We start from the raw sequence: 13745 nt of genomic DNA, 5'->3' as shown, positions 1-13745 counted from the left end.
AGCTATTGTTTTGTTTTTATTGTTTTATTTTTTTTGAAATTGACTTTTTCTAGTCGCAATACAAAGTAATTGAAATTCAGTTGATTTTAATAAATAAATATGAGTGAAAGGGAATTTTTGGCTGTAATGGCGAAATATTAGCCTTGAATAATACGCTTTCTGAACAATTGAAATGACGTACCATAACATAGCATTTTAAAATATTTATATTTACATCTTTTAAAAAGACCATGCGAAAAGATAAGCTTTATTTGTTAACCTTATTATCACTGTCTTTGATATTTTTAATTATATCAAGTGTAGCGATTCAATATTTTGTGAACGCTGCTGTAGACAAAGTGCTAGAGACACAATTAGAATCTAGTAAACGTGAAGCGAGACAGGTAGCTTTTTTTATTGGGAGTCAATTAGAGAATGGGATTTCAAAAGAGGTAACCATTATCAATACGCAACAAAGTATCGAAAACTCAAACCTAGATGCTAGTTTTATAAGTGTCTTTGATTGGTCTGGAAAAGTAGTGTGTCATCCAGATGTTAAGCAAATAGATCGATCTATTAGTACCGAAGAATCCTTTGTTTCGTCGGTTCAGGACAATGTTACTTCTGAAGATTTTTACACATTTATCAAACAACGGGAAGATGCCAAAGAGGCTAGTGGAGAAGAAAATGATAATACCTCCGAAGTGGTGTATTTACACCCCGTAAAAAACTCAGATTGGATTGTAGGCGCGCATGCAAACACGCATAAGATTTCACAACAGATCAATAAACTACGAAGTAATTTCCAGAATATACTACTTGTCATGGGCTTTTTGTTTATTCTGTTGTCTGTAGTAATTGTTCGACTTATTGGGAGTAGTTATGAGAAAAAACTAGAGATCAAGAATGAAAAACTCTCAGATGAGATTATTAATATTTCGAAGCTAAATAGTGCCGTAGGATCCTATCAACAAAAAGTGATTGATACACCAGCGCAAGATGAAGATGATCCAGAAAATGCCACTAAAAAGAGAATTCTCACCTATTTGAGACACGAATTGCTACCCGTTGCTACAAAAGATATTGCCTATGTCTACACCGAAAATACCATTACCTATGTGGTTTGTGAAGACGGTAAGCGTTCTACCACCAATGTGAGTTTAGATGAATTGTTTGCAAATCTAGATGATGCTTATTTCTTTAGGGCCAACCGACAGTTCATTATTGCTATTTCTGCCATTGACAAGATTGTACGATATGGTAATAATCAGCTCAAGATTTTGCTTCATGCAGAAGTAGAAACTGACATTATTATTAGCAAAAACAAAGCTGCCGAGTTTAAGAAGTGGTTGAATCTTTAGGTGAACTCTTTTGGGTTTTTATGAACTCCTGATTTATATCATTTTTCTCCATAAAACGGACTCCTACATTTGTGCTATAAAATTATAGCACATGTGTACATCATTAATTCAAAAATATAATGTTGCGGGACCCAGATATACAAGCTATCCAACAGTTCCGTATTGGGATAACAGATCTTTTTCTTTAAAATCCTGGAAAGAAAACCTTATAAGAACGTTTGAGAAAACGAATATTTCCGAAGGGATAAGCGTATACATCCATTTACCTTTTTGTGAGAGCTTGTGTACATTTTGTGGCTGCCATAAACGCATTACCAAAAATCATAGTGTTGAAATTCCCTATCTAAAAAGTATTTTAAAAGAACTCGATTTATATGTAGCACTTTTTGGTAAAAAACCCATTGTAAAAGAGCTACATTTAGGAGGAGGTACACCAACTTTTTATAGTCCAGAAAACCTAAAAATGCTTTTGGAAGGCTTTTTTAGAAGAGTAGTTAAAGCACCTGAATACGAGTTTAGTTTTGAAGGGCACCCTAACAATACGACCAGAGAACATCTAGAAATTCTTGCTGATTTCGGTTTTTCGAGGGTAAGTTACGGAGTGCAAGACTACAATGAAACGGTTCAAAAAGCGATTCATCGTGTGCAACCCATAGCAAACGTTATCAAAGCAACTACAACAGCTCGAAATCTTGGCTATACCTCTGTTGGTCACGACATTATTTTTGGACTCCCATTTCAAACAAAAGCTCATGTTGCCGAGACAATAGCGCAGACAAAAGTATTACGTCCAGACCGAATTGCTTTTTATAGTTATGCGCATGTGCCTTGGATAAAAGGAAATGGACAACGTGGTTTTAAAGAAGCCGATCTGCCTACTGCCCAAGAAAAAAGAGCCATGTATGAGTTAGGTAAACAGTTATTGCTAGAGGCAGGCTATGTAGAAATTGGTATGGACCACTTTGCCTTATCTTCAGATAGCTTATACAAAGCCTTACAACATAAAACCATTCATAGAAATTTTATGGGCTATACCAATGCAAAAACAGCCGTTATGATTGGTTTAGGAGCCTCTGCGATAAGTGATAGTTGGAATGCTTTTGCTCAAAATGAAAAAGGGGTTGAGGCTTATCAAGACCTGGTAAGTAAAGATATTATTCCTGTATTTAGAGGTCATATTTTAACAGAAGAAGATCAAATTGTACGTAAACATATTCTTAATTTAATGTGTCGATTTGAAACATCGTGGGAGACGCCGGATATGAAGCTCGAAGCGTTACCTATCATACAAGAACAATTAAAAGAAACCGAAGCAGATGGACTCATCATAATGCTTCCAGATGGCATGAAAATCACCGAAAAAGGAAGACCCTTTGTGCGTAACATATGCATGGCTTTTGATTTAAAATTATACCAAAAGAAGCCAGAGACTCAGGTTTTTTCAATGACTATATAAGTTTGAATTGTTGGTTATTTAAATGGAAAAGGGAAGCATTGAAATTGTAGCTTCCCTTTTTTTATTCTTTCTTTTTACCACTTTGAGTCATGCTGTAAATAATAAGTGAAATTGCCACGCAGAAAACGCCAAAAATGACAATAATTGTGGTACCCATTCCCCAGTTTACAAGTGCTATGTTTTGTAGTATCATAATATAATATTTTGAGTTTGTATTATTCTTGGTTTGTTGGTGTATGGCAACTGTGATTTGAGGTAACCTCTGCTACCCTTGGCTTTGGCGATAGGTATGGAATTCCCAACCCTAGACCTCTAAGTATAAAGAGACATCCAAATAAAACCACAAATACGGGTACTGTTTTACGTATTCTAGATTTTACAGTAGCCGTTAAGATGCTTCCCAAATAAATAGCGGTGGTCATTAACGGAATGGTACCCAATCCAAAGAGTGCCATATAGATACTTCCTTCTACAGGATTTCCTATGGCAATGGCTGCAAATACGGCAATATAGACCAAGCCGCAGGGTAAAAAACCATTGAGAAACCCAATGGTAAAAAAGGTGTCTGCTGTTTTCTTTTTAAGCTGGGCTCCGAGCGATGATTTTAATGTTGAAATCACTCTAAAAATAGGAGTAGCGATACTAAATTTCTGTACTATTTTCTTCGGAAATAAGACGATCAACACCATTAAGGTTCCAATGACAATAGAGAGCTGTTGTTGCACTCCAAATATGGAAATCCCTTTTCCAATAATCCCAAAAAGTAGCCCCATACTCGCATAGGCAAGAATTCTTCCGAAGTGATACAAAAAAATCTGAAACACTTTTCTAAACGAATTACTTCTATCTACAGGAAGTAAAAATGCAATAGGACCACACATTCCCACACAGTGAAAACTACCTAGAAGTCCAAATATGAGGGCAGACCAGAGCATTAATATAGTATTTGTTCTTTGTACATAAATGAGGTTCCTTCATAGGTCCATTCTACAATAATGTTCCAGCGACCTTCCAACAAACGTTCGTCAGGTATGAGCAAATTTGAACTAGAAAGCTCGATGGGTACATCGAAATCTAGTTGTTTATTGGAAGGTCTGTATAGGAACACGTTCCCTTTTATTTTTTGAAAGTCTAATGTCTTCGGAAATATTAGTTGCCAACCCTCTGTTGCTTTTTTACTCACCATTTTTTCTGAGAGATTGTTGGTGTTTGTTTCTGCATCTATTTCATTTTGATAGACCATTTCTTTGGCATAATATTCTTCAGTAACAAGATCATGACTGTATTGCTTGTCTGTACTCATTTTTATCACAAAATAGAGTATGAAACCTATAAACAAAGCCATTCCTATTACAATTCCAGTTCCCCAATTAATTTTCATAAGATGTTCCGAAAAGTCGGCGGCTATTTGTATTCATGTTTCTATTTATAACTTCTTGGACCTAAAAAAGCGGTGGTGGTGGTTTCAATAAGTTGATCACCACTGTAGACACCAATTTCTAATCTGTCCTTATCACCTGTTAAGGCACTTGCATTTATTTCTATAAAGAGTGTTCCTTCTGCCAGTCCTTGTTGTTCGATGTTAAAATATTCATGAGACACCAATGTTATTGTACCTGAATGCGACAAGAGTTTAAAATGAATGTTGTCAATATCATCTACCGTCTTATTGACAAGTTTGTAGGTATAGACATTACTAATGATATTATCTGCTTTATGTTCGTAGAGTTGTCCCGGCAATCTAAGAATACGAGCTTCTACATCATTTCGTAGAAATAGCATCCCAATAAGTACAGCAATTAAGATTCCTAACACCGCAGTATACCCTTTTAAACGTGGTGTAAATTTGAATTTTTCCTGTTTTTCAATATTATCCTCACTAGCATATCGAATGAGCCCTTTAGGAAGATTAACAGCTTCCATCATATGATCACATGCGTCGATACAAGCCGTACAGTTCACACATTCTAATTGGGTTCCATTTCGTATGTCTATACCTGTAGGACATACATGTACACAAGCAAAACAGTCTATGCAATCTCCTTTTCCTGTAGTGGGTCTATCTTCATTTTTTTTGAATTTTGCGCGCCCAGCTTCTTTTTCTCCTCGTTTGTGGTCGTATGCAACTACAATCGATTTGTTATCTAATAAAACGCCTTGTAACCTGCCATAAGGACAAGCTATAATACATACCTGTTCTCTAAACCATGCAAACACAAAATAGAACACACCTGTAAAGATGAGTAGCGATACTAAGGTACTTGTATGTTTTAAAGGTCCTTCAATGATGTATCTCAAGAGCTGATCGCTTCCAATTAAATAGGCAAGGAACACGTTGGCAATAACAAATGAAATAATAAAAAAGATAATCCATTTTAAGACTCTTTTTTTGATTTTCTCTGCATTCCATGGCATTTTAGAAAGGCGTATTTGTTTTCCTCGGTCGCCATCTATCCAATATTCTATACGTCTAAAAACGAGCTCCATAAAAATGGTTTGCGGACAAATCCATCCACAAAAGAGCCTCCCAAAAGCTACCGTAAATAAGATGACAAATACCACTCCTATAATCATCATAATTACAAAGAGGTGTAAGTCTTGCGGCCAAAATGGAAATCCAAAAATAGAGAAGCGGCGTTCTAAGACGTTGAACATTAAAAACTGGTTGCCGCCAATCTTTAAAAATGGAGCAGACAATAAGAAAATAAGCAAACCATAGCTTACATATTTACGATACTCGTACCATTTGCCTTTTGGTTTTTTCGGAAACACCCATGCTCGTTTCCCTTCTTCATTAAGGGTGCCAATAGTGTCTCTAAAATTCTCTTGTCCTTGTTCTGCCATTTTTTGCGCTACTTAATTTTAGCAGTCTCTTCCTTTTCCGCTTCTTTTTCTAGGTTCTCTTCTTTCATGTTTTCTTCTTTCATGTTTTCTTCTTCCACAGGTTCTTCTATAGCATCAGGATCCACCCAAATTTCACCTTCAGCAACTTTAGGTTCAGCTGGAGTTGTTCCTTGAAATCCTAATAGATAACTTGCAACTTGTGCCATTTCAAGTGGTTTTAATTCACTTTTCCAAGAGACCATTCCTTTTCCATCACGTCCGCCTTCAGAAATAGTATTAAATACATTTTTAATACCGCCTCCAAGAATCCAATGTTCATCTGTTAAGTTTGGACCAATACCGCCACCACCATCTGCCTTGTGACAAGCCACACAATTGGCAATAAAAATTTGTTCCCCAGCTTTTAAATCAGCAGTTTCAGTTAACAAGGTTACTGTATTTACATCTACTAAATTCTTAGCAGTTTTTTTCCAGGCTTCTATTTCTATTTTAGCTTCTGCAACAGCTATTTCATATTCTTCATCTTGGTTGTAATCATTAAAGACTTCAAAACGTACCAAGTATACTACTGCAAATATGATCGTAGCATAAAAACCGTATACCCACCAAGGTGGTAACTTGTTGTCTAATTCTTTAATACCATCGTAATTATGGTCAAGAATAATTTCATGTTCTTCCTCAATAGCGGTGCTTCCTAAAGAGGCCTTGTATTTTTCTTTTATCCATTTAAATTGGTTTTCTTTTTCAAGTGCTTTTGCCGCGTCATATTTCGCTTTTGCTTCTGGGTTAAGTGTTTTGTACAATACATTTTGTATGGCAGCCACACAGATTTCTCCTGCGATGTAAAACAACATAACCACTCCTAAAACAATCCAAAGCATTGGGGTTTCAGCAAAGGCAGAACCATCACTTGAAGTTCCTAAGGTGTCTATTAAAAAATACCCTAAAAGTGTAAATCCAATCACACGTATTATTGATGCTGTAGTTCTCATAAAAGTGGTTGGTTTTCGTTAGTGGTATCGTCGTTTAATGGGATATTGCTCACTTCGGTGATGTGTGCTTTTTTTGCAGTAAATACCCACCAAAATAAGACTACAAAAAAGAGGAAGAATATGAGCAATGAAATCATAGGATAGATTGCTACACCCTCAATATTTTCTAAGTTTCCTTTTATAAATTTTAACATGACTTATTCGTTTATGTTTAAAACTGACGCGTCTGCGTTTTTAACTTTTATATCTGTTCCAAGACGTTGCATGTAGGCAATAAGTGCCACAATTTCACGATTGCGCATTTCAATAAAATCCTGCCCATTTTCTTGAGCATATTTTTTATCTGCCTCATAGGTTTTTGCAAAATCAGGATCGTTGTATAAGTTGTTTTCTATTTGCGTTCCTTGTGTTAGCATCCATTCTTGAGCGCTTGCAATTTCTTCTTGTGTGTATGGTACTCCTAATGTGAGCATGGCTTCCATTTTTGCTTCTGTATCACTCTTGTCAAGTTCGTTTTGAATCAGCCATTTATACGATGGCATAATAGAACCTGACGAGGTACTTTGCGGATCATAAAAATGGTTGAGGTGCCAGTTGTCACTGTATTTTCCTCCAATACGTAAAAGGTCTGGTCCAGTACGTTTACTTCCCCATAAAAAGGGATGATCATATACAAACTCTCCAGCTTTTGCGTATTCGCCATAGCGCTCAACCTCACTTCTAAAAGGGCGTACCATTTGCGAGTGACAGCTTACACAGCCTTCACGTATGTATAAATCACGTCCTTCTAATTCTAATGGCGTATAAGGTTTTACACTAGATATTACGGGGACATATTCATCTACTACCAGCGATGGTATAATTTGTACCATACCCCCAATGAGAATAGCAATGGTTGCATAAATAGTAAGCTTCACAGGTCTTCTTTCTAACCATGTGTGGTAGCCTTCTTTTTTGGTTCTTTTTCTCGTTACTTTTTCTAGTGGTGCAGATTCTGCCAGTTCATCTGTAACTTTTGAACCAGCTCTAGCAGTCATAATAATATTATACACTCCTATTAAAGCCCCTACAATAAACATGGTACCACCAATAGCACGCATCCAGTACATTGGTATAATTTCGCTCACTGTTTCTAAGAAATTACCATAGGTTAGGGTACCGTCTGGGTTAAATTGCTTCCACATAGATGCTTGTACAAAACCAGCTACGTACATAGGAAGTGCATATAAAATAATACCCAACGTACCTACCCAAAAGTGCATGTTTGCTAGTTTGGTAGACCATAATTTGGTTTTAAATAATTTGGGTACCATCCAGTAAATCATACCAAAGGTTAAAAACCCATTCCAAGCAAGAGCACCAACATGCACATGGGCAATCACCCAATCACTAAAGTGTGCAATAGCATTTACATTTTTAAGCGATAGCATAGGACCTTCAAAGGTTGCCATACCATATCCTGTAATGGCTACTACCATAAATTTTAAAACAGGATCGGTACGTACCTTATCCCAGGCGCCTCTTAACGTTAAAAGACCATTGATCATCCCTCCCCAAGAAGGTGCAATAAGCATGACAGAAAAGGCAACTCCTAAATTTTGAGCCCAATCGGGTAAAGAAGAATACAATAAATGGTGGGGTCCTGCCCAGATGTAAATAAAAATCAATGACCAAAAGTGTACAATTGAAAGCCTATATGAATAGACAGGTCTGTTGGCGGCTTTAGGTACAAAATAGTACATTAAGCCCAAGAATGGAGTGGTTAAGAAAAATGCTACTGCATTATGACCGTACCACCACTGCACCAAGGCATCTTGCACACCAGCATACATAGAGTAACTTTTTAAAGCACTCACGGGCAGCTCCATACTATTTACAATATGCAATACTGCAACAGTAACAAAAGTTCCTAAATAGAACCAGATAGCTACATATAAATGGCGTTGTCTTCTTTTTAAAATAGTCCCAATTAAGTTGGCTCCAAAAGCAACCCAGATAAGCGCAATGGCAATATCGAAGGGCCACTCTAATTCTGCATATTCTTTTGAAGTAGTATAACCTAATGGTAGAGTTATAGCTGCCCCAAGAATAATGGCTTGCCAACCCCAAAAATTAAGGTTGCTTATCCAGTCTTTCCACATTCTAGCTTTGAGCAAACGTTGGGTAGAATAATAGACCCCTGCAAAAATGGCGTTCCCAACAAAGGCAAAAATTACTGCGTTGGTGTGCAATGGACGTAAACGACCAAAGCTTAGCCATGAAATACCATCGGTCATGTTTGGAAACAAAAACATAAAGGCTAGGAGCAGACCGATGCTCATTCCTATAATTCCCCAGAACATGGTGGCTACAATAAATTTCCGAACGATTTTGTTGTCATAATAGAATTTTTCAACTTCCATAATTAAGCGTCTTTTGTATTTAATTTGATTGGATATTTTTTAGAAATATTGGTAGAACCCTCTACTATTTCAGAAGGTGTTTGCGAAGCAATAGGTGTCTTTTTTTTTACAAGTTCATCTTCAAAAAGCATACGTACCGAAGGGGTGTACGTATCATCATATTGGCCGCTTTTAACCGACATAATAAATGCAATAAAAAATGCAATAGCGACAAGGACACTTATCGCCAATAAAACATAAATAATACTCATACCTGTTTCAATTATGAGGTAAAAGTATTCGAGGAGTCGTTCTTAAAATATGACAATTGTCAGCTTTGAAAAGAAATTATAATTTGGGATTAAAAAAATGAGTTTCTTCCCAATCTATTCCGTTCTTAAGTACATATTTTGTGGTATGCAAAAATGAATTTTCAAGATGTTCAAAGATCATTTCGGTAGGGTGTATTACATACCCACCCCAGTGTTTTGGGCTAGGAATGGGCTTGTCCTTAAACTTTTCTTGATAGCTATTGAAACGTTCTTCTAATACTTGCCTAGAAGGAATAGGTTGACTTTGTTTTGATGCCCAAGCACCTATTTTGCTATTTCTTGGTCGTGTTTCAAAATAGGTTTCAGATTGTGAGGTGTTTATTTTTTTTGCAGTACCAGAAATGTAAATTTGTTTGCCCGCTTTATGCCAATCAAACGAAATACTTGTTTTTGGGTTTTTGGCAAGTGCTGTTCCTTTCGCACTTTTGTAATGGGTAAAAAAGACAAACCCTTCCCAGGAATATTCTTTTAATAATACCATTCTAGTTTTTGGAAATCCATCTATTCCTTCTGTTGTTAGTCCCATTGCATTTGCCTCTATTTCTGGGAAGTGGTCTTTTACTTGACAAAACCATTGATGAAAGAGTTGTATAGGGTTTGGGGCTTTCATATGGCAGGTTCTTTTTTAATCTCTCCTACGATATTGCAAGAAGATTTTATGGTATTGAAAATAGTGCCAAATTTTTCAATATTTCGTTTCAGTAATGAAGTGTTTAAGCTATCATCATTTGTGAAGATTTTTAAGGCATAATGAACTTCATTAAGTCTTGGTGGCTTTTCAAGTCGAACAGCGCTTATTTTAATTTCTGATTTTACGTATTCGAACTCCATCAAGTTTGAAAATCGATCCACATTTTTTAGGATGCACGCAGCTAAGGAACTTAAAAATAATTCGGCTGGATTGGCTAGATGATCTGCTTTAGACGTTATTCCAAATTCAAAGGTGTTGTCTTTTATACAAATGTTTCCAATCGTATCAGAAACGGAGGTTGCTTGTGTTCTGTAAATCATAGTTTTATTTTTTAAGTAGGTATACTTTTTTTGAATACATACGTACCATTATGGTTGTAAATAGGACAATGCTTATAGAACTTAGTGGCATTAATATAGCAGCTATCACGGGTTTTAGAAGGCCAGAAACTGCAAAACTGAGCCCAATGAGGTTGTAGCAAAGCGACCCTATAAAACTCCATGTAATAATTTGCCTTGCTTTTTTTGAAGCAGCCATAAATTGCGGAATATTCTTTAGTACTTGCGCATCTAAAATCCCATCGCAGGCTGGAGTAAATACGTTGGTGTCTTCAGAAATTGCGATCCCTACATCACTTTGTTTTAAGGCTCCAGCGTCGTTAAGACCATCGCCTACCATCATCACTTTTTTACCTTGATGTTGCAATGATTTTATATAGGCTAATTTATCCTCAGGTTTTTGGTTAAAAAGTAGCGGAGTATTATTGGGTAATAAGGTTTTTAGATAAGCCTGCTCCCCATCATTATCTCCAGACAAGATGCTAAGTTGATAGGTATTGGATAGTTCTTGTAATGTTGCTTCAATGTCCTCTCTATACTGATTATTAAATACGTAACAGCCTTTGTAACTATTGTCTGTACTAATGTGAACAGCTGTTTTATGTTTGTTTTCTGGCTCTTCAATGTAATTTTCTTGTTGGTTTGTTACAAATTGATACGATCCAATTTTAATGCTGTTTTTAACTGTTTTTGCTGAAATTCCCTTCCCTATAATTTCTTGATAGTCATCTAAGATACGGATGTTGTTTTCTTGCAGCACTTCATACAAACTTCTGCTTAGCGGGTGGTTTGAAGCTCGTAGTGAAGTAGAAAGCAACGCGCGTTCTTCTTCAGATAAAACAATACCATCATACTCTACTACTTTTTGTTGGTTGTAGGTGAGTGTTCCCGTTTTGTCAAAAACAATGGTATCTATCTGTGCCATTTGTTCGATTATCGAAGCATCTTTAAGGTATAATTTAGTATTTCCGAAGAGGCGCAGCATATTACCCAAGGTAAACGGTGCCGCAAGGGCGATGGCACAAGGACAAGCAACAATAAGAACTGCTGTAAATACATTAAATACCTGACTTGAGTCTACAACTACCCAAAAAAGAGCAGCCAGACAAGCGATGCTTAAAATGGCCACCGTAAATCGTTTACTAATACTATCTGTGATGGATTGAAACCTACTGGTTTTGCTTTTAGTGAAAATTTCATTGCTCCATAGTTGTGTTAGATAGCTTTGCGAAACGGGTTGTAAAACTTCAATTTCTAAAGTGTTTCCCTGTTGCTTTCCACCGGCGTATAAAGTATCTCCACTCATTTTTGAAACTGGAACCGCTTCTCCTGTGACAAAACTGTAGTCTATTAATGCTTCTCCTCTTAATAAAATGGCGTCTACACAAATGAGTTCGTTATTGCGTATGAGCAAGCGATCTCCTTTTTTTAGGTTTTTGAGTTCTGTTTGTATTTCTTGGTAGCTGCCATCTTCATTTTTTTTCAATTGCGTGACCGCCATTGGGAAATACGATTTGTAATCTCTTTCAAAGGATAAATAACGATAGGTTTTTTGTTGAAAAAACTTTCCGAGGAGTAAAAAGAACACAAGCCCCGTGAGGCTATCAAAAAAACCTGAACCAGATTGCAGTATAATATCGATAGTGCTACGTAAAAATAGAACCGCAATACCAATGGCGATAGGAACATCGATGTTTAATACTTTAGCACGTATTCCTTTGTAAGCAGCAATAAAATAATCTTGCGCGGCATAAAAAACCACTGGCAATGAAAAGGCAAACATCAACCAGCGAAATAAATGCTTATACTGGTCGAGCCAAAATTCGGTTTCTTCGAAGTATTCTGGAAATGAGAGGAACATCACATTTCCGAAGGCAAAACCTGCAATAGCTAATTTGTAGATTCCTTTTTTGGTGTTGTTTCTTTTTTTAGGCTGCGCATCTTCCAATGAAATATAGGGTTCGTATCCTATTCTTGAGAGTAGAAGCGCCAAATCTTTGAGTGAGAAAATTTCCGAAGTAGTAGTACTAGAAAATGTAATACGTACTGTTTTTTCAGGGAAGTTTACTTGAGAATTTAAGACAGATGGATGTAATTTTTTTAAATTTTCTAGCACCCATATACAAGAACTGCAATGAATGGAAGGAATAAGAAACGAAACAATTTTGGTGTCCCCTTCATCAAATTCTAAGAGTTTTTTTATAATCTCTGGGTTGTCTAAAAAATCGAATGCGGTTTCGTTTGCTTTTGGAGCGGTACCTGGCGAATGTTCTAAATCGTAGTAATATGATAAATCGTTATCAAGTAAAATATCGAAGACGGTACGGCAGCCATAGCAGCAAAAAGAATGTTCTTTATGTAGAATAGTATCCTCTTTGCAAGGATCGCCGCAATGAAAACATGGAGTCATATAGTTTATAATTTGCTCATTATACCTTAGGCAAAGGTGTTATAATGAGTTTGTTTAAAATATGACATATCTCATTCTTTAGAAGTTTGTTTCCAATTATTTTAGCATTGAAATCACAAATACAACATTATGAAAAACATACTATTACCAACAGATTTTTCAAAAAACTCATTTAATGCAATTCAATATGCCATGCATTTTTTTGAAAATCAAACCTGTACTTTTTATATACTTAATGTGCAGCGAGTATCTGAGTTTGTGACAGACGATTTAATGACGGCTTTGCCAAGTGATTCTTTGTATGAAACCATTGCTACAGATAACAAGAAGCAAATTCATGAGTTGGTGGAAAAGTTATCGGTAGAAAACAAATCAAAGTCCTATACATTTCAAGGGCTTTTTGATTATGATGGCCTTATTCCTGCTATTGAGCAAGCAGTGTCTTTTCATGAAATTGACCTTATCATCATGGGTACCAATGGCGCAACAGGAGCAAGAGAGGTGTTGTTTGGAAGTAATACCTTACAAGTTATTAGAGAAATTGATTGTCCGACCCTAACCATTCCAGACAACTATACATTTACTACCATAAAAAATGCATTATTTACAAAACAATCCAATACCATCCCTTCTATACAAGATTTAAAAGTGTTTAAAGAAGTTCTAGAAATACATTCTTGCAAGCTTAGTGTCTTAGTTTTAGACGCCATTAGTGAAGAAGAAGCAAATATTAATGCATTGTTTCCAAAACATCCCTATACTTTTTATAGTTTAGACACCAACGCGGGTTTAAGTTCAATACACACAGCAACCCAATTATTGAAAGCAGATATACATGGGTTGTTCGTTGAAAAAGAATCATTCTTTAAAAGAATACTAAAAGGTTCTGAAACTTCTAAATTAGCCTATGGAACCTTGGTTCCGCTATTGTTTTTGCATCGTTAGAATTTAAGAAAATTCA

At 36.2% G+C, this 13745-nt stretch carries 14 protein-coding genes; 3 read left to right on the top strand and 11 right to left on the bottom strand.

Going from position 1 to position 13745, the window contains the following annotated elements:
- The first annotated feature begins 230 nt into the window (after nt 1-230).
- Together ACY2RS_RS01975 and hemN are read left to right on the top strand one after the other, a co-directional pair.
- Nucleotides 231-1340: a LytR/AlgR family response regulator transcription factor gene (locus tag ACY2RS_RS01975; RefSeq protein WP_490096915.1), complete on the top strand. Its 1110-nt coding sequence runs from the start codon at nt 231-233 to the stop codon at nt 1338-1340.
- A 91-nt stretch (nt 1341-1431) separates the two neighbouring features.
- Nucleotides 1432-2796, top strand: coding sequence for an oxygen-independent coproporphyrinogen III oxidase (gene hemN / locus ACY2RS_RS01970; RefSeq protein ID WP_490096914.1), 1365 nt, complete (start codon nt 1432-1434; stop codon nt 2794-2796).
- 61 nt (nt 2797-2857) lie between these two features.
- On the opposite strand, the gene ACY2RS_RS01965 is transcribed toward hemN, so the two are convergent.
- From ACY2RS_RS01965 to ACY2RS_RS01915, 11 genes are all read right to left on the bottom strand, one after another.
- A complete protein-coding gene (locus ACY2RS_RS01965; RefSeq protein WP_490096913.1) occupies nt 2858-2989 on the bottom strand; it encodes a hypothetical protein in 132 nt (43 codons plus the stop codon).
- Between the two features lie 22 nt (nt 2990-3011).
- Nucleotides 3012-3731 (bottom strand): sulfite exporter TauE/SafE family protein, encoded by a 720-nt coding sequence (locus ACY2RS_RS01960; protein WP_490096912.1) that lies wholly within the window; start codon nt 3729-3731, stop codon nt 3012-3014.
- On the bottom strand, nt 3731-4177 hold the full coding sequence (locus ACY2RS_RS01955) for a FixH family protein (protein WP_490096911.1): 447 nt from the start codon (nt 4175-4177) through the stop codon (nt 3731-3733). Before ACY2RS_RS01955 ends, ACY2RS_RS01960 begins: the two co-directional genes overlap by 1 nt.
- Nucleotides 4178-4218: 41 nt before the next feature.
- Nucleotides 4219-5640, bottom strand: coding sequence for a cytochrome c oxidase accessory protein CcoG (ccoG, locus tag ACY2RS_RS01950; RefSeq protein ID WP_490096910.1), 1422 nt, complete (start codon nt 5638-5640; stop codon nt 4219-4221).
- An 8-nt stretch (nt 5641-5648) separates the two neighbouring features.
- Nucleotides 5649-6632: a cbb3-type cytochrome c oxidase N-terminal domain-containing protein gene (locus tag ACY2RS_RS01945; RefSeq protein ID WP_490096909.1), complete on the bottom strand. Its 984-nt coding sequence runs from the start codon at nt 6630-6632 to the stop codon at nt 5649-5651.
- Complete coding sequence (locus ACY2RS_RS01940; RefSeq protein ID WP_490096908.1) at nt 6629-6826, bottom strand: CcoQ/FixQ family Cbb3-type cytochrome c oxidase assembly chaperone; 198 nt, start codon at nt 6824-6826, stop codon at nt 6629-6631. The genes ACY2RS_RS01945 and ACY2RS_RS01940 overlap by 4 nt, the downstream gene beginning before the upstream one ends.
- 3 nt (nt 6827-6829) lie before the next feature.
- Entirely contained in the window at nt 6830-9034 is a 2205-nt protein-coding gene (ccoN, locus tag ACY2RS_RS01935) for a cytochrome-c oxidase, cbb3-type subunit I (protein WP_490096907.1), read from the bottom strand.
- A gap of 2 nt (nt 9035-9036) precedes the next feature.
- A complete protein-coding gene (gene ccoS / locus ACY2RS_RS01930; RefSeq protein WP_490096906.1) occupies nt 9037-9285 on the bottom strand; it encodes a cbb3-type cytochrome oxidase assembly protein CcoS in 249 nt (82 codons plus the stop codon).
- Nucleotides 9286-9361: 76 nt separating this feature from the next.
- Entirely contained in the window at nt 9362-9955 is a 594-nt protein-coding gene (pdxH, locus tag ACY2RS_RS01925; protein WP_490096905.1) for a pyridoxamine 5'-phosphate oxidase, read from the bottom strand.
- Nucleotides 9952-10356, bottom strand: a complete 405-nt coding sequence (locus tag ACY2RS_RS01920; RefSeq protein ID WP_490096904.1) for an OsmC family protein — start codon at nt 10354-10356, stop codon at nt 9952-9954. The genes pdxH and ACY2RS_RS01920 overlap by 4 nt, the downstream gene beginning before the upstream one ends.
- 4 nt (nt 10357-10360) lie before the next feature.
- The gene (locus tag ACY2RS_RS01915) at nt 10361-12784 is read right to left on the bottom strand and encodes a heavy metal translocating P-type ATPase (RefSeq protein WP_490096903.1); all 2424 of its coding nucleotides are present in this window, start codon (nt 12782-12784) and stop codon (nt 10361-10363) included.
- Nucleotides 12785-12913: 129 nt separating this feature from the next.
- On the opposite strand from ACY2RS_RS01915, the gene ACY2RS_RS01910 reads away from it, so the two are divergent.
- The gene (locus ACY2RS_RS01910) at nt 12914-13729 is read left to right on the top strand and encodes a universal stress protein (RefSeq protein ID WP_490096902.1); all 816 of its coding nucleotides are present in this window, start codon (nt 12914-12916) and stop codon (nt 13727-13729) included.
- Nucleotides 13730-13745: the final 16 nt, after the last annotated feature.

The sequence above is a fragment of the Patiriisocius sp. 208BN25-11 genome (genome assembly GCF_058147145.1).
Note: the sequence above shows the minus strand (reverse complement) of the source record. Positions and strands in the feature narration are given on the sequence as shown.

Excerpts from the sequence above, each read along its gene's own strand:
- ACY2RS_RS01975 (WP_490096915.1), top strand. The coding sequence starts at position 231 with ATGCGAAAAGATAAGCTTTATTTGTTAACCTTATTATCACTGTCTTTG.
- hemN (WP_490096914.1), top strand. The coding sequence starts at position 1,432 with ATGTGTACATCATTAATTCAAAAATATAATGTTGCGGGACCCAGATAT.
- ACY2RS_RS01965 (WP_490096913.1), bottom strand. The coding sequence starts at position 2,989 with ATGATACTACAAAACATAGCACTTGTAAACTGGGGAATGGGTACCACA.
- ACY2RS_RS01960 (WP_490096912.1), bottom strand. The coding sequence starts at position 3,731 with ATGCTCTGGTCTGCCCTCATATTTGGACTTCTAGGTAGTTTTCACTGT.
- ACY2RS_RS01955 (WP_490096911.1), bottom strand. The coding sequence starts at position 4,177 with ATGAAAATTAATTGGGGAACTGGAATTGTAATAGGAATGGCTTTGTTT.
- ccoG (WP_490096910.1), bottom strand. The coding sequence starts at position 5,640 with ATGGCAGAACAAGGACAAGAGAATTTTAGAGACACTATTGGCACCCTT.
- ACY2RS_RS01945 (WP_490096909.1), bottom strand. The coding sequence starts at position 6,632 with ATGAGAACTACAGCATCAATAATACGTGTGATTGGATTTACACTTTTA.
- ACY2RS_RS01940 (WP_490096908.1), bottom strand. The coding sequence starts at position 6,826 with ATGTTAAAATTTATAAAAGGAAACTTAGAAAATATTGAGGGTGTAGCA.
- ccoN (WP_490096907.1), bottom strand. The coding sequence starts at position 9,034 with ATGGAAGTTGAAAAATTCTATTATGACAACAAAATCGTTCGGAAATTT.
- ccoS (WP_490096906.1), bottom strand. The coding sequence starts at position 9,285 with ATGAGTATTATTTATGTTTTATTGGCGATAAGTGTCCTTGTCGCTATT.
- pdxH (WP_490096905.1), bottom strand. The coding sequence starts at position 9,955 with ATGAAAGCCCCAAACCCTATACAACTCTTTCATCAATGGTTTTGTCAA.
- ACY2RS_RS01920 (WP_490096904.1), bottom strand. The coding sequence starts at position 10,356 with ATGATTTACAGAACACAAGCAACCTCCGTTTCTGATACGATTGGAAAC.
- ACY2RS_RS01915 (WP_490096903.1), bottom strand. The coding sequence starts at position 12,784 with ATGACTCCATGTTTTCATTGCGGCGATCCTTGCAAAGAGGATACTATT.
- ACY2RS_RS01910 (WP_490096902.1), top strand. The coding sequence starts at position 12,914 with ATGAAAAACATACTATTACCAACAGATTTTTCAAAAAACTCATTTAAT.